The 16,562-nt window shown below is 38.5% G+C and carries 13 protein-coding genes and 1 pseudogene; 8 read left to right on the forward strand and 6 right to left on the reverse strand.

What is annotated here, in order from left to right:
- The first annotated feature begins 67 nt into the window (after positions 1 to 67).
- The 5 genes from SAGCYANO_RS12010 (at position 68) to SAGCYANO_RS50230 (ending at position 1,546) form a co-directional block, all read left to right on the forward strand.
- Entirely contained in the window at positions 68 to 352 is a 285-nt protein-coding gene (locus tag SAGCYANO_RS12010) for a helix-turn-helix domain-containing protein (RefSeq protein WP_202220291.1), read from the forward strand.
- A 125-nt stretch (positions 353 to 477) separates the two neighbouring features.
- The gene (locus tag SAGCYANO_RS12015; RefSeq protein ID WP_202220292.1) at positions 478 to 654 is read left to right on the forward strand and encodes a hypothetical protein; all 177 of its coding nucleotides are present in this window, start codon (positions 478 to 480) and stop codon (positions 652 to 654) included.
- Entirely contained in the window at positions 632 to 1,150 is a 519-nt protein-coding gene (locus SAGCYANO_RS12020; protein WP_202220293.1) for an RNA-guided endonuclease TnpB family protein, read from the forward strand. Before SAGCYANO_RS12015 ends, SAGCYANO_RS12020 begins: the two co-directional genes overlap by 23 nt.
- Entirely contained in the window at positions 1,105 to 1,317 is a 213-nt protein-coding gene (locus tag SAGCYANO_RS12025; protein WP_237396079.1) for a zinc ribbon domain-containing protein, read from the forward strand. Before SAGCYANO_RS12020 ends, SAGCYANO_RS12025 begins: the two co-directional genes overlap by 46 nt.
- 88 nt (positions 1,318 to 1,405) lie before the next feature.
- Positions 1,406 to 1,546 (forward strand): RpiB/LacA/LacB family sugar-phosphate isomerase, encoded by a 141-nt coding sequence (locus SAGCYANO_RS50230; RefSeq protein WP_375339920.1) that lies wholly within the window; start codon positions 1,406 to 1,408, stop codon positions 1,544 to 1,546.
- A 124-nt stretch (positions 1,547 to 1,670) separates the two neighbouring features.
- On the opposite strand, the gene SAGCYANO_RS12035 is transcribed toward SAGCYANO_RS50230, so the two are convergent.
- The 6 genes from SAGCYANO_RS12035 to SAGCYANO_RS12060 all read right to left on the reverse strand — a co-directional run bounded on the left by SAGCYANO_RS12035 (position 1,671) and on the right by SAGCYANO_RS12060 (position 9,137).
- Positions 1,671 to 2,639, reverse strand: a complete 969-nt coding sequence (locus SAGCYANO_RS12035; protein WP_202220295.1) for a DUF1350 family protein — start codon at positions 2,637 to 2,639, stop codon at positions 1,671 to 1,673.
- Positions 2,640 to 3,117: 478 nt separating this feature from the next.
- Positions 3,118 to 4,059 carry a RimK family alpha-L-glutamate ligase gene (locus tag SAGCYANO_RS12040; RefSeq protein WP_202220296.1) on the reverse strand — a complete coding sequence of 314 codons (942 nt, stop codon included), beginning with the start codon at positions 4,057 to 4,059 and terminating at the stop codon, positions 3,118 to 3,120.
- 331 nt (positions 4,060 to 4,390) lie between these two features.
- Positions 4,391 to 5,083 carry a hypothetical protein gene (locus SAGCYANO_RS12045; RefSeq protein WP_202220297.1) on the reverse strand — a complete coding sequence of 231 codons (693 nt, stop codon included), beginning with the start codon at positions 5,081 to 5,083 and terminating at the stop codon, positions 4,391 to 4,393.
- 14 nt (positions 5,084 to 5,097) lie between these two features.
- A complete protein-coding gene (locus tag SAGCYANO_RS12050) occupies positions 5,098 to 5,895 on the reverse strand; it encodes a DUF4795 domain-containing protein (RefSeq protein ID WP_202220298.1) in 798 nt (265 codons plus the stop codon).
- 138 nt (positions 5,896 to 6,033) lie between these two features.
- Entirely contained in the window at positions 6,034 to 6,276 is a 243-nt protein-coding gene (locus SAGCYANO_RS12055) for a hypothetical protein (protein ID WP_202220299.1), read from the reverse strand.
- A 1,397-nt stretch (positions 6,277 to 7,673) separates the two neighbouring features.
- Entirely contained in the window at positions 7,674 to 9,137 is a 1,464-nt protein-coding gene (locus tag SAGCYANO_RS12060) for an NYN domain-containing protein (protein ID WP_202220300.1), read from the reverse strand.
- A 1,269-nt stretch (positions 9,138 to 10,406) separates the two neighbouring features.
- Here SAGCYANO_RS12060 and SAGCYANO_RS12065 point away from each other — a divergent pair.
- From SAGCYANO_RS12065 to SAGCYANO_RS12075, 3 genes and pseudogenes are all read left to right on the forward strand, one after another.
- A pseudogene (locus SAGCYANO_RS12065) lies at positions 10,407 to 11,914 on the forward strand (UbiD family decarboxylase).
- Between the two features lie 1,887 nt (positions 11,915 to 13,801).
- On the forward strand, positions 13,802 to 15,598 hold the full coding sequence (hutH, locus tag SAGCYANO_RS12070; protein WP_237396081.1) for a histidine ammonia-lyase: 1,797 nt from the start codon (positions 13,802 to 13,804) through the stop codon (positions 15,596 to 15,598).
- A 552-nt stretch (positions 15,599 to 16,150) separates the two neighbouring features.
- Positions 16,151 to 16,363, forward strand: a complete 213-nt coding sequence (locus tag SAGCYANO_RS12075) for a hypothetical protein (RefSeq protein WP_202220301.1) — start codon at positions 16,151 to 16,153, stop codon at positions 16,361 to 16,363.
- The last annotated feature ends 199 nt before the right edge of the window (positions 16,364 to 16,562 follow it).

A 16,562-nucleotide genomic window follows, 5' to 3' on the forward strand; every position in this document is an offset into this window, starting at 1 on the left:
TATTATGGTAATTACGACAACTTCCAGTAGACAAGATGCGGATAACATAAAAGAGTAGTATCAAATTATGATAATTACTCATTGCTACAAAATTAAGCCCACTCATGAACAGTCAGTCAAAATAGATTATTGGCTAGAACTGTTACGAAGGCATTACAATTATGCTCTTGGTCAAAGACTAGATTGGTTAAATAGAACTAGATGTCAAATTGACCGTTGCTCATTAATTTCATGTCCTATTGGTGAAATTTCTAGTAGGCCAGATTATTATTTTCAGCAATCAGCACTCTTACAGACAAAACAGCTATTTCCTGACTACAAAGAAATCTCCATACGAAGTTCAACAAATTAACTTACAAAGACTAGATAAAGCTTGGAAACGTTTCGGCTAAGAGCCGACATGAAAGGCTAATACCCGATAAAACTGGTAAACGTGGAGGAAGGCCAAGATTTAAAAAATCAGGAAAATTAAGGTCATTGTGTTTTAGTAGAGTTAATCATCCCAAAGCAGCAGTTAAGTTTGATGGTAAACAAATAACTATTAGTAGGTTTGGTGCTATTCCAGTAATAGTTCATAGATCAATTCCAGATGGGTTTACGATGAAAACCGCAACTATAACCAAAAAAGCTGATGGTCCCGGATGTAAGTTTTAGTTTAGAAGATAAATCAGTTCCTAATCTAATTCCTACAGAAAATCTCAAAACTGCTGTAGGTATTGATGTAGGCTTAAAAGAGTTCTTAACTACCAATACTGGTGAGACTGTTTCTGTTCCTAATTTTTATAGAAAATCTCAATCTAATTTAGCAAGAAAACAACGAAAAGTATCTAGAAAAGAAGTTGGGTCTAACAACTGGAGGGTAGCGCAAAATAGAATAGCTAGACTACATCAACATATTGCCAGGCAAAGAGAAGATTTCCACTATAAGACTGCTCATAAATTAGTTAAAGAATATGAGTTAATTGCTGTGGAAAACCTTAATATTAAAGGTTTAGCTAGAAATAGCAAACTATCAAAATCAATCTATGATGTAGCCTGGGGAGCTTTTATTGAAAAATTGAATGCAGTGGCGGTAAAACGCGGTATTCATGTAAGTAGGGGCGAATGGCCATTCGCCCGTACATCCTCACAATACATCACAAAATTGTAGTCATTGTGGCCACAAAGTACCTAAAACTTTATCAGTTAGAACTCCCGAATTGTCCTAAATGTAAAACGGTTTTAGATAGAGATGAAAACGCTGCAATTAACATATTAAATAAAGCATTAAACGAGGTGGGTATCATCTTGTCTGCTTGTGGAGGCTTCAGAGATTAATCAGCCTGTGTTTCGCTCCGCGACATGTAACGCGTAGCGTTGCGCCAGCAAAACAAGAAACTTCTTTGTTTGAGAAGCTCCCGTTATAATCGCGAGATTTAACGGGAGAGAACTTCACAAATCCCGCTCAATTAATAACTCCAACATTTTAACTCTAGGAGGTTTGATTACCACTCCTCAAGTGGCCCAGGAAATCGTCAATACCTGGCTGAAGACTGAGTTTACCTAAGAATGGGAACCGCCTATTCAAGAATGGTTGCACAACTCGATGAAAGAGATTAGTCAGCTCGAACAAGAACAATTTGGAACAAATAAATAATATACAACAAGTATCGGTGTTTCTCTTCAATAGCTTAAAACTCAGATAAAGCCAGATTTTTCCTTATTTCTTTTCTTCCTTCTTCCTTCTTTCTTCTTTCTTCTTCAAGCAATAAATGTAAAGCTACTTGTTCTAAACATCTGTGAGAAATTGGCTGAATAAATTTATCTAAAGGATTCAAATCAACAATATAGTTGCCTACTTTTACTCCCACTGGTTCTAAATGTTTTCCCTGGATTTCTTGATGTAATAACCCTCGATTTTTAAAGGTATTTATTAACCAAAGTACATCACTTTTATCTTGAATTTCTTTACTTTTTTCTCCATCTGTGATACTACCTGCAACAGTATCTTTAGAAAAAGAAATCATGGAAATTAACTGAAATAAATCACTATGCTTAATCAAAGATTGGGTTTGTTTTCGACTTGGTTTTCCTCCTAAACCAATTCGGTCTATTAATTTTGCTAAAGCAGGGATAGGTATAGCACTATTTGTGTCACTAATATCTGGAGCTATTAACAAAGAATGCTGATTTAAAATAGTAGTTATACTAGGATGAATTTGATGGAAAATTCTTTCTATTTTTTCTACTTCTCCAGCATTAACATATTTTCTGAGTTTGTCTTGCCATCCATTTTCACTCAGGAATTCTAGCAGCATAATATACTTGCAGCCTAAACTATGACCAACCCAAAAATATTTTGAGGGGTCAGTATAGATATTATTTTGATAACCCAGTTTTTCAGCAAGTTCTGGCATGGCTTTTGCTAATATACTTTGTTCTTTTAATAAACTAATAGCAATCGGCCAGTGTTGGAAACTAAAGCGGAAAGGTAAAGCAATAATGCTGTATCCTTCAGCATACATTTGACTTAAGAAATGGCGATAAAAAATCGTTGGGAAACTGCCAAAAAAAGCTCCGCCGATAAATTGGATAACTCCATGAGGTTGAGGATGAAGTGCTACCCAACTGGAAGAAAGTGGTGTGAATTTTAAATTCATAGTTTTATAACAGGGAAGAATTTAGAATTTAGAATTTAGAATTTAGAATTTAGAATTTAGAAGCTGTTTTTGTCACGGGGAAGAGTAGTTATGAAGTCAGAAGTCAGAAGTCAGAAGTCAGAAGTCAGAAGTTCTTTTGATCACGGGGATTTGAGCAAGCCTCCAAGTTAAATTAAATTACTGTATAATTAGCATTTGGTGAAAAAGTCTGTGATGATAGACAACAGCTCCGGAAGGCAACAGGCAACAGTTTAGACTATCTGCTACGGCCAAATTTTCTGATAGTCAGGGGAAAAGTATTAGCATTTTGAGACTACAACAGCCAAAAACCTTGCACCCCCTCAGCAATATTGAACCCTGGAAGCCTTGACAGGTATTGATTACAATTTTATTCAGCAAGCCCTAATTAAACCTTGGTAGCTCTATAAAATCTTACTTTTGACTTTTGACTTAACTTTTAATTTTTAACTTTTGACTTTTAACTTTTAACTTTTGACTTATAAAGTCCCGATGCCAATAATCTAGCTATGGCATTACTAATAGGTTGATTTGTTTCTTGCTGATAATATGTAAATCCTGGAGAAGGATTAACCTCAAAACAGTACCACTCGCCCTCTGGAGTTTCTCGCAAATCTATGCCAGCTAAAGATAATTCCATTTCTGCAGCCATTAGTCTACATTTATTTTCTATATCTTTTGGCAAACGATAACTAAAAATTTCAGGAGCATTGGCAACTCCCGCGTAACGATAATCATCCGCAGCAGAACTAATAGCACAGGCAAATACATCTTCACCCACTACATGAACCCGATAATCTCTACCGGGTATATATTGCTGAAATTGAGTTGGACAAGAAACAACATTATCTAAACGTTTGGTATGTTCTGGTCGCAACTGAGAAACCTTACTGCGGGTACTACTAACAGATTTGTAAATCACACTGCCATGGTCTTGCCAAAACTCATGCACCGCATTGGGAGTCGTAGTAACTAAAGTGTCAGGTACTTCAAACCCAAACTTACAAATTTGCTCTAACTGATACGGTTTAGAATTATTCGCTGCCATTGCTGAAGGACGATTCAAAACTAAGGCAGAAGTCATTTCTACCCATGACAACAAAGCACTATCTACTGCAGTCGCGTGTTGCCAAGCATAACTCTCAGGTCCTGCTTCCATAATTTCTGGAAGTTTGTAGGAGTCGTGGGGACGCAAATAAACTCCTGTAACTGCACTCAAGTCTATTTTGTGAGTGGGAGTGCAGATTTCCCCTGTAATTTTTTCCCCTACAGAAAGCTTAACTTCGGTTTCAAGAATTTCTCGTTGGTTAAGCAGTACATGAGGTATACCTAAATTTTGCAATTCTTTCTGTACTGCTGCTAAAGGTGAATCTCCGGGTAGTCCCCACAACAGAATTAACATTTTTTTTCCTCGTTAAAAAAAGCGGTCATTTCAGTTATCAGTTATCAGTTATCAGTTATCAGTCATCAGTACCTCTAGCTGTTTGCGCAGCATGACCTAGGAAAGCAAAGTGAATAGAAATATTGAATATTCTCTTTCTCTTGGTCGATAAGATATGATTAGGTATCCCATCCATCTCTCGACTGCTTTTTATCGCCTTAAAAGGGGGAAGTTTGAGACCAAAAATTTTTGGTAAGCACTCAGTACTTAGCAATCAGTACTAATAACTGAAATGTCCCCGACTCAGCAATCCTGCGCCATAGCTCAAAGTACGGGCGAATGCCATTCGCCCCTATAAGTAAAAATACTCCAGAATGGCAGTAGCGATCGCTGGTTGAGAAATATCTGTCCACAAATTAGCATCAATAAATTCTGCATCAGCATCAGCTTTACTAAATTGAACAGTTAATAACTCAACTCCAGCAGCATCAGCAAGATATCTAGCTTGAGTTGCTAAAGTGGGGTCAACTTCACCAATACAACGTTTACCAACAACAGTTACTGTTGCGCAATATTCTGGAATTACTTCTGGCAAACTTTCCTTCCCTAAAGCAATATGTTGATGCAGAGGACGTACAGACATCCCCACTTGAGCAGCAGCATAGATCCATTGGGGCGATCGCCAATTCGGTCCAAGTAGACAAGTTGGTGTCGGTCGGTTGAGCATTGGGCATTTTAGTGTATTTAACCAGGAAACCAAAAATGCTGTCATTTCAGCAGCTACATAAGAGCGGTCGTTGGGAACAATATGAAAAAGTTCCTCTGGAAAAACTGCAGGGAGGCGAGTTAACACACCTGTTATTTGTGCAACTTCTATAATTTTTCCTCCCACAACCGCCGTAGAATTTTTGGTATTTCCCAGATGGTGTCGCCACCCAACCACTGATAAATCTTCAGGGGTTAGTAGCGTTACACCATCAGTTGCCGAATGTTCAACAAAAGACCGAGCAGACTTGTCATAGTTACTAGCAATAACAACAAGCACTACTCTACTCCTTTTTATTCGTTGTTGACAGCAGTTTCACCAACAGCAGGACGCTCTTCAGAAGAAATGAAAGCTTCTTGTGTTGCTAGACGTTGTCCGATGTTATCGATACTTTGAGCCATTAAAGCTAGTGTTTGTTGCACTTGATCTGTTTGGTTAGAGCGGATTAGTTCGATATCTTCTCTGGGTAGTTTGTCAATTTCTTTGGATTCTTTGAATTCTTTGAATTCTTTGGATTCTTTGGTTTCTTTAATTTCTGGTTTGACTTCTTTAAGGTCTTTTGCTACTGGTTTAAGTTCAAATAGACTACTTCCAGTAGCAGTTGGTAGGGCATAAACCAATTGGTCAAAATCAGAAGCTATAGGTATGTTTTCACTGGTAAATGTGCCTCGGTGTTCGGGAGTTAGTAGCACATTAATTTTATCATTAGGAAAGCGCAAAAAGATTTCGACAAATCCACGAATTTCGACTGTATCAACCTGTGGATTGAGAGTAGTAATATCTGGCTGTAAAATCACTAATCCTGTATCGTGGGCAGCTATTCCTACATCAAGAGTGAATTTACGAGGGTCTGGGGTGGGAGTTAAATCGCCAAATACGTTAGTACCTGATACATCACGAATAGTAATAGTATCAGCTAAGTTTAAGTTAGGTGTTGTAGCTGTAAATTGGAGCCGAAGCCTCAAGCTAGTGTTATTAGGATTAGCAATGGTTAAAAAGTAACCTTGGAGAACTTGACGGTCAGAATTAGGAATATTTCCTGTAGTAGGAGTGATAGGTTTTAAGAGTAGTTCAAATGTTGAAACTAGCATTATTTGTCCTCAACAAAAAGTAGTTATTTGTCATCAAATATGATTGATAACTTTGATTTTTTTTGGTGTTTTTTGTTCACCTGTATCTACCTTAACTTGATAATTATTGAGTGTGTAGGACAAAAACCTAAAAGTGATTTACATTTTTCGTTCGGTAATGCGATCGCGTTGCCAACGTGCCAAAATTTCTGCAGCAAGACGACGAATGGGCCGAGATGGTTGCCTTCTTTGTGCTGCCCATTTGTCTATTGTATCTCTGGTTACTCCTAACATTAAGGCTAAGGAATCTCTGGTTAAACCTTCTCGAATATAAAGTAATGTTAAAGGGTCTATTTCTTGAGTTTCTGCTTCTATTCGTGAAATCACTATGGTTTTGGACATAAAAATTTTTTCCACACTAGAATATATCATTTATACTACCCAGGACTTACCCAAAATTCCGGTGTTATTAGCCGCTGTATAGATTGTCCTGTAGGACACCATACAAGTTCAGTTGCTGTGTAAGTCCTGTTAGTTTTCATATTTCTGAGACTGCCTTATGTTATGCAGTATGATTTCAATGGTTAAATAACGAAGTTTGGCGTTGATGATTTGAGGTACGATCGGGACTTACGCACGGATACTAAATCCAGTGAGGGCAAATGCCATTTGCCCCTACATATGGTGTTTTCAAGGTAAATTTGCGTAAGTCCTGATGATATCATGTCCGGATAATTACGGACAGAACTAGGTTCCGCTTACGCGACCAAAAAATTTTCTTCTTCTACTCCTGTTTCTTCTTCTTTCTTCCCTCCTGTAGGGGCGTTAACGATAGTTATATCATGTCCGTTTGAATACTTATTATTAAGATAGTAGGGGAGTGGGGGAGTGGGGGAGTGGGGAGTAGGGGAGTAGGGAACCCACCCCTAACCCCTCCGAGGAGGGAAAAATAGAAAGATTTACTGTTTACAGCGGTTTTCATTTGGGTAGACCACAGAGGGGCGTTTGCTGACGCATAGCTCCGCTAACTCCCCTACTCCTGACTCCTGACTCCTAAGTAATAATGCAGCTTGCATATCTTTGATACCTTGTATAGTAGTCTAGACAAAGGTTAGGATATTTATAAAGGCTCAAACTTAGTCAGAAATTACTTTTAATTTTTAACTTTTAACAGGACTTACGCAAATTCTTAGGCAATAAGCTATCCGTAGAGGGCGTCATTCGGAGCTTTGCGGAGCGCAAATGCCATTCGCTATATATGGCGGTTGGTGCGTAATATCATGTCCGGTTGAACAGTTATAAATAAATAACGACGGAGGAGTCAGGAGTCAACCCACCCTCACCCCTAACCCTCCCAGGAGGTAGGGTCTATTTATTGTCACGAGAGAAAAAAGAAGTAGGGGAGTGGGGGGATGGGGAGTAGGGGATGGGGAGTAAGGTCAATTCATCGTCACGCGATCGAAAAATTGTATCCTTTGAAATTTTGAGATTTTGTGCATCTTGCTAGGTGAGTTAACCAAAAATATACAGTTGTAAATATTCTAGGCGCGACAATGAATTAGCCCTGCTCCCAGGAGGGGAGGGGAACTCAGGAGTCAGGAGTCAACCCACCCCCAACCCCTCCGGTGGAGGGGAGAAGGAAGAAGGAAGAAAGAAGAAGAAGAAGGAGAAAGTTTTTTTTATCACTAATCATCCGGACATGATATAAGTCCTGTTTTAACTTTTAACTTTTAACTTTTGACTTTTAACTTTTAACTTTTGACTTTTGACTTTTGACTTTTGACTTGCGCTATACTCCCCTACTCCTGATTCGCGATCGCCACTTGATATTTATTACCAACTTTTTTCAAATCAAAGGCGTTAGAAGACTTTAAAAAGTCGAGAAATTTACCACTTAATTTTAACTGTTTCAGGATTGTAGTAATAGAATGACGATATTGTTTTTTAAATTCTGTGCCAATAATAGAAATGCAAATGTAGCCATGAGGAGCATGAGCAGCTAAAACTTCAATAATATTCACCAACCCTTGTTCCAATTCTTTTGGAGACCTAATTATCTGTGAATTTACAGTCGGTACATTTTCAGCAGGTTCTGGAGAGCTAATTATCTGTGAATTTACAGTCTGTATATTTTGGGCAGCGATCGCCACTTGATATTCTTTAGACCTTGGTTTTTTTTTCACTCTAAATTTAGGAGAGAATTTGAAAAAATTATCCAGGTCATTGTTAATTTTTAAATCCTTTAATACCTGCCCCATATCCTCCCCAAATATTGCCATAAATTTTTCATCAACTAACTTCAAATCCACAAAAATTTGATTCTTCTTGACTGGAATATTAGAGATGATTTTCATCACTTCTTGCTCAAATTCTGCTCGAGAATTAATCTCCGGTAAATCAACCTTCTTTGACTGAATATTTTCCTCATTTTCAACTAATTTTGTAGCTATATTTTTAGCTGCAAAAATCTCCGCATCTTCCGAAACTACCTGTGATAAATTTTGTTTATACCCTCTATCTAGAGAAATTTCACATCGTTTTTCCAATAAACTAGCAATAATAGATAACTCAGAACTGCGCCGACTAATTGACTCATTTTCCACTTGTAACAACTGTTGAATTTGTTCCACAAACTCTTCTAATTGTGGAATTTCTGTTGCCATTTTCAGGGAATAATGCTTCACCTCCAAAGTACTTCGATTTTCTATACTCAGAATATTATCTGGTTGTCTTCTCACCCGATAAACAATCAAACCTTGATTTTGTAAACTATTACAAAGGTGAGTCAATAACCAATCCGAAGAACAAACAAAAACAGCTTTAGCATCAGAATATTGCCTACCAATAGCTGCCCCCATAGACATCATTTGAGCATCAGCACTATTTTTACCTTCCGGAACATGAATAAGTTGATACCCACGCTCAAAAAGTTCTGCATCATATTTGCTCAAACTAGAATTTTTCCAGTTAGCAAAAGCAATCTTAACTTGTAAAGAATATTCAGAAATATTAGCTAAAAATTTCTCTGTATTAACATCAATTTTCAGATTTTCAACATCTAATAATAAAATTGCAATTCCTGTTTTTGGAGCTTCAGTTAAAGTTGTTGGTTCAGATTTACTAACAGAAATTTTCTGCCCTATCTTTGATTTAGGGAACTTTTCCATAAACTGCCGACCACAATCCTTGCAGCGGTAGCGTTGACGATTATTAGGACGACCATTTTTGCGTAAAGATGTAGAACCACAACTGGGACATTTCATTTCTAAGTCAAAAGTCAAAAGTCAAAAGTCAAAAGTTAAAAATATCAGGACTTACGCAGGTAAACCCAGAAACCTGGTTTTTTCCTAATGTCTATTGTTAAAAACAACGATTTACCCTCAAAACCGGGTTTCTTTGCATAAGTCCTAAGTATTTGATTTCATCTTCAATAATCTTATGGTGAATTACCCATTAAATCAAAAGTCAAAAGTCAAAAGTACAGGACTTACGCAAATTCACCTTAAAAACGTAATTCAATATGTAGGAGCGAATGGCATTTGCGCTCCGCAGAGCTGCCGAATTGCGCCCTCACTTGATAAGCGTGTCCGTGCGTAAGTCCTGAAGTATTTAATTAGCAGTGGGAGCATCTTGCTCCCTTGCTCGTATCTTACTCCCATGAAGCGCCGTTGTTAATTCTCATCTACCATTACTATCAGGAATTACACATGAACACTATTGGTAGTAGACTGACACAGCTAAAACTGTGCACTCTTATTTTTATTTCTAGGTGTCTTTATCTCCCCTACTCCCCCACTCCCCACTCCCCTACTCCCCTACTCCCTAATGCACAATTTAAGGTGTGTCGGTCCAGTAGTAGACTGACACAGCTAAAACTGTGCACTCTTATTTTTATTTCTAGGTGTCTTTATCTCCCCTACTCCCCCACTCCCCACTCCCCTACTCCCCTACTCCCTAATGCACAATTTAAGGTGTGTCGGTCCAGTAGTAGACTGACACAGCTAAAACTGTGCACTCTTATTTTTATTTCTAGTTGTCTTTATCTCTTCTACTCCCTACTCCCCTACTCCCCACTCCCCTACTCCCCTACTCCCTAATGCACAATTTAAGATGAAACAGTCCAGTAGGGTGTGTTAGCGGTAGCGTAACTGAGCGAAACTCTATATCTATTGTCAGTGCATAACTGCTAACTATGCATAACTACCTTCTATTTATAAATAGATGATATATAGCAGTAGAAGGAAAGGGTGCGGACATATCAAAATCTGGAACAGGGAACAGGGAATAGGGAACAGGTAGGAATGCATGCAACGTCCCTACAGATTATTTCGTTTACGGGTTGTTCGGAAGCAAGTAATGAAAGGGGTATTCATAACTCTTATATTGATTCACCAACGCCCAAAATCTTAAAACTCATACAACACAATATTCTTCCTTCTGCTATAAAAAAACTCCTTTCTAGGTACTGACAACTGATAACTGATATGACTCCTGTGATATCATACCATTGTTTAACAAAAATTAATAAAAATATGGCCCGCGACTTAAGAGGATTCCTGAAAATTTTAGAAGACCGAGGACAACTATGCCGAATCAGAGCTTTAGTTGACCCAGACCTAGAAATAGCAGAAATCTGTAACCGGATGCTGCAAAAGGGTGGCCCAGCTCTCCTATTTGAAAATGTCAAAGGGTCTGACCACCCCATAGCAATAAATTTGTTAGGCACAGAACAACGAGTATGCTGGGCAATGAATATGGAAAAACCCCAGGAATTGGAAACCTTGGGTAAAAAATTGGGGATGCTGCAACAACCCAAACCACCAAAAAGATTTCCCAAGCAGTGGAATTTGGCAAAGTTTTGTTTGATGTTGTCAAAGCAAAACCAGGGCGCGACTTTTTCCCTCCTTGTCAACAAGTCGTCGTTGAGGGAGACGCTCTCGACTTAAACCAAATTCCTATGATTCGCCCTTATCCTGGAGATGCGGGTAAAATTATTACTCTCGGTTTGGTGATTACAAAAGATTGTGAAACAGGTACACCAAATGTAGGGGTTTATCGGTTACAGTTACAGTCGCGTAATACTATGACAGTGCATTGGTTATCTGTCCGTGGTGGAGCGCGACATTTGCGAAAAGCAGCAGAAAATGGGAAAAAGTTGGAGATTGCGATCGCTCTGGGAGTAGACCCATTAATTATTATGGCTGCTGCTACTCCAATTCCTGTAGACTTGTCAGAATGGCTATTCGCAGGACTTTACGGTGGCTCAGGTGTCAAGCTAAATAAGTGCAAAACCCTAGATTTGGAAATACCAGCAGATTCAGAATTTGTGCTTGAGGGTACTATTACTCCAGGAGAAGTGTTACCAGACGGACCATTTGGCGACCACATGGGTTATTATGGTGGGTTGGAAGATTCTCCGGTGGTTAGATTTCACTGTATGACTCACCGCAAAGACCCGATTTATTTAACAACTTTTAGTGGGAGACCGCCGAAAGAAGAAGCGATGATGGCGATCGCTCTTAACCGGATATATACTCCTATTCTCCGACAGCAAGTTTCAGAAATTGTTGATTTTTTCCTCCCTATGGAAGCTCTGAGTTACAAAGCTGCTGTAATTTCTATTAAGAAAGCATATCCAGGTCAAGCACGAAGAGCAGCGTTAGCTTTTTGGAGTGCTTTACCACAGTTTACTTATACAAAGTTTGTAATTGTGGTGGATGATAAGATTAATATTCGCGACCCTCGTCAAGTAGTATGGGCAATTAGTTCTAAGGTCGATCCTTCTAGAGATGTTTTCATTTTGCCGAATACACCTTTTGATAGTTTAGATTTTGCTAGCGAGAAAATTGGTTTGGGTGGTCGTATGGGAATAGATGCGACTACTAAGATTCCTCCTGAAACTGACCATGAGTGGGGTGCAGCTTTGGAGTCCGATGCGGATGTTGCTGCAATGGTGGATAGACGTTGGACTGAATATGGGTTAGATGATTTGAATTTGGCAGAAGTTGACCCGAATTTATTTGGATATGATATTCAGTGATTCTACTGAGTAGTGGGGAGTAGGGAGTGGGGAGTAGGGAGTGGGGAGTAGGGGGAGTAGGGGAGTGGGGAGTAGGGGGAGTGGGGAGTAGGGGAGTAGGGGGAGTAGGGGAGTAGGGGAGAATAAATATTAAATCCCGTAGTAGAAGCTCCACAGCTAAAACTGTGCAGTCTTATTTTTGTTTCTAGGTGTCTTTTTCTCCCCACACTTCCCACGCTTCCCACTCTCCCCACACTTCCCACTCTCCCCACACTTCCCACACTTCCCACACTCTCCATCAATTTTTTTCTAGTGACAATAAATTGACCCTGCCTTTTTATATACAGGACTTACACAAATTAACCTTGAAAACGCCATATATAGGGGTAAATGGCATTTGTGCTCCGCAGAGCTGCCGAATGGTGTCCTTACTGGATTTAGTGTCCGTGCGTAAGTCCTGATATAGAATCCGGTTATATAGTATATGTTATATGTTTATAACTATACTTCAAGCCTTAAATCTCACCCACTCCCCCACTCCCCTACTCCCCTACTTCCCCAACTATATAATAGGTATTCAACCGGATTTGATATTAGGGGGTATCAAAGAAGGATCGAAGCACAACTTTTTTGATTACCAGTAATTAACCAACATGATATAAAAGGGTTCAAACTAGCTCTTAAAATCAGGGGACTAGCGAACGCTAATTAGACGAATAAATCAAGTATTTATGGCTGCTAATTGATTTTTATAGAAGGCCAATAAAGATGATTAATGAAAGTGTCATTTCAGTTATCAGTTAGCCTCCTTCAGAGGAGCTACGCTACAGTACCTCTGTCTGTTTGCGCAGCATGACCTAGGAAAGCCAGAGGCTTGAAAATACTGAATCGAATATTTTTTTCATCCCCTTAAAAGAGGAGGTTTTAGACCCTATTTTTTGGTAAAACTGGCAACTTATATATACTTATCAGGACTTACGCACAGACACTAAATCCAGTGAGGATGAATGTCATTCGCCCCTACATATGGCGTTTTCAAGGTTGATTTGCGTAAGTCCTGTTATATCAATGAACCTGCGGAATTTACTTATAGTGGTTCTAACATAAATATACTACAGTTGCCAAAGCATTTGTCTACTCTCTGCTCCCTAAATCCTTTATCCTAAGCCCAATAAAGAATTATTTTGTAGTCTACTTCAAAGAAAAATTCTGTAGATTATGAAAATATCTATTGACAACTTAATCTAAAGATTGTTACGATAATTGTCGTATAGATTCATTAAATAAATATCTCCGTTAAAATACTGAGTTCAGATGGTAAGAAAAAAACATACTCAAATTAAGTATGAATCAGTTAGTCTTGAGCGATATTTGTGGTAATATTAAATTAGCTAAGATTATAAATTAGCTGAGATTAAGTTACGAGCGATGAGTTAGACTATGATTGAGTTATTCGCTCATGATTTTGATTCACCGATTTATTATCCTACTTAAAGCCCAGTTTCATCAGTAAAACTTCATTTAAGTTAGGTCGTGTGTAAATACCTTCTCAAGAATGAACTCTGCTAATCAATAATTCCTAGATGCGCCTGCTTGTGCTTTAACTCTTTGTACAATCCCATAAATAAAAGCCTGGATAGAGAAACCAATAGAGAACACTGACAATATCTTCTATTGATTACTCGATCACAGACCGATTGATGCCTTTCGCTTTTAAAATATCGAATTGCTGTTTCTAGTAGCAATTCTAGAGTTAGTTTGTGGTTCAGTTTTACTAAACTTAGCCACCTCATCCAACATGGATATGTGTAGACATCTACTACTTATTGTAATAGATTCTTTCTATCTTGTTGGTGATATGAGTCATGTAAACTTGTGATTTCAATCCCTCAATAGGAGAAAATACAATTGAGAAATAAATTCCTGAACAACCAACCCCTTCAAAAATCGACAGGGAATAAAAGTTATTCATCTCTCTACAATCAGAGTCTCAAAGTCAAAACTGCACCTAGTATTGACAACAATTTCTTCATCAGGAAATCCCAATCTGCTCAAAAATCAAGCTCCATAGTTGTTGGCGAACATAATCTCACTCTCACACAGGTAGCGGAGGTAGCAAAATTAGGAGCCCCAGTTACACTCACAAAACGTCTAGATATCTGCCAAGGTATCCAAGACTCTTGCAACTATATTACCAACGCCGTAGAAACCGGAAAATCAATTTACGGAGTCACCACAGGATTTGGTGGTATGGGTAATACAGCTATTTCCTGTGAAGATGCTGCTGCTTTGCAAGAAAACCTCATTTGGTTTCTCAAAACGGGAGCTGGAAATCGACTCCCTATTGCAGATGTTCGTGCTGCTATGCTGTTGCGGATGAACTCTCATACAAAAGGTGCCTCTGGTATTCGGTACGAATTAATCCAACGTATGGCAATATTCCTCAACGAAGGAATTACCCCTCATGTGTATGATTTAGGTTCCATTGGTGCTAGTGGGGATCTAGTCCCTCTGGCACATATTACTGGAGCATTACTAGGTTTAGATCCAGCATTTACTGTAGATTTCAAAGGTACAGAAATCTCAGCTATTGAAGCTCTTAACCGACTTAAATTACCAACCTTGTCCTTGTGTGCTAAGGAAGGGTTAGCAATGGTTAATGGTACTTCTGTGATGACTGGAATAGCTGCCAATTGTGTAAATGACGCTCATTCATTATTTTCTGTAGCTATTGCAACTCACGCATTAATGATACAAGCACTGGGCGGTACGAATCAGTCATTTCATCCATTTATTCATGGATTGAAACCTCACCCCGGTCAAGTTTGGGTAGCAGAACAAATGGTTAATTTGCTGTCTGGGTCCTATTTGAGTTGTGATGAGTTGAATGGTGATAATCACTTTGATGGTTGTGATTTGATTCAAGACCGTTATTCTATACGCTGTTTACCGCAGTATTTGGGTCCCGTGGTAGATGGTTTGTGGGATATTGCTGGTCAGATAGAGACAGAAATTAATTCTGTGACTGATAATCCCTTAATTGATGCCAAATGTCAAAGTAGCTATCATGGCGGTAATTTTCTGGGTCAATATGTAGGAGTCGGAATGGACAGATTGCGCTATTTGATTGGGTTAATTGCTAAACATCTAGATGTTCAAATTGCTCTGTTAGTTACTCCTGAATTTAATGGTGGATTACCTGCTTCTTTGGTGGGCAATACTCAACGAAAAGTGAATATGGGATTGAAGGGTTTGCAAATTGCGGGCAATTCGATTATGCCTTTGTTGACTTTTTATGGGAATTCTCTAGCTGACCGTTTTCCTACTCATGCGGAACAGTTTAATCAGAATATTAATAGTCAAGGATTTGGTTCTGCTAATTTGACACGAACTTCTATTAATTTATTTCGACAATATTTAGCGATCGCTTTGATTTTTGCTGTCCAAGCAGTGGAGCAAAAAAATTATCTACTTTTTGGTAATTATGATGTAGAAAAAAACTTGTCACCTGCAACTAAAGTTTTGTATAATAAAGTCAGAGAACTGTTAGGAAAACCTGTATCAAAAGAAAAGTCCTTGATATGGGATGATTGTGAACAAAGTTTAGATATTTATATTTCGCTAATTGTAGATGATTTGAGTGCTCCTGGTCAGATTAGTCAAGCTGTTTCTAATATTTTTGCTGAATTGATGAATGAAAAATAATTACAAAACTCTTCGTTTTTAGTTTGTTTTGAAAATTATGAGTAAAGTTTAGGTTATACAATATTATCCCCTATATCTTTACTCATAATATCATGTCCGCTGGGGCGCGTTTGTGTAAACCCAAAGGTGAATATCTACAAGAAATTTAAGTTTTTTTCTTGCTCTTAGGTATTCCTGACTGTTCCCTGTTCCCAGCTCCGGTGTTCCCTACTCTTGCTATACAATACCGATGCTACCGGACATGATATAAGAGGATTATTTTGAATATTTACGACTCGCTAGAAACAACACAGAGAAAAAAAGAGGTAAAGTTGCCAGGTAAAGCGAAATAATCGTTACTCAGACTGATATGAAATATCGGTTATACAGTTACCTTCAACACTACCTTTATTAATCGGGATTTACGCAAAATTCTGACTTATATGCTACCTGTGGTTTAAGCTCAGTTGCAGCGCAACCTACTAATTATTCTGGCAGTCTTGCAACCGTAATGGTATTGATTGAACTGGGAACAAATTACCTAATGATGTCAGCTCTGATTAGGGTTTGCGTATGGAAAGTCTTTTTGCTGGGGTAGGAGACAACTCACCCCTCGCCCCTCCTGGGAGGGGCTATCCCTTACCCATAACTCCTGAAACCCTTGTGGGAGGGTGGGGAGGATGGGGAGGATGGGGAGGATGGGGAGGAGCGGGAGGAAGAATCCTGTCTACAGGTAAGCATTCAGCTATTAGCAGTCAGCTATCAGCTATCATGATGAGGTTTTAATGAATATAGACTGTTGAGTGCCAGCTTTTATAGTTAGTAGTCGTGTAAAAATAACTTGAACAGTTTTTTTAATGGAAGCTATATTTAACAATTTATCCCAGATAAAATTTGTACAACTTATTCTTACATGGCTCCTTAAGTATAAATTCTGCCTAAATTAGTAAAGCTTTTATCTAAAACTAAAAGCAATAGCTGATGG

Source organism: Okeania sp. KiyG1 (genome assembly GCF_014132355.1).
Classification (GTDB): Bacteria; Cyanobacteriota; Cyanobacteriia; order Cyanobacteriales; family Microcoleaceae; genus Okeania.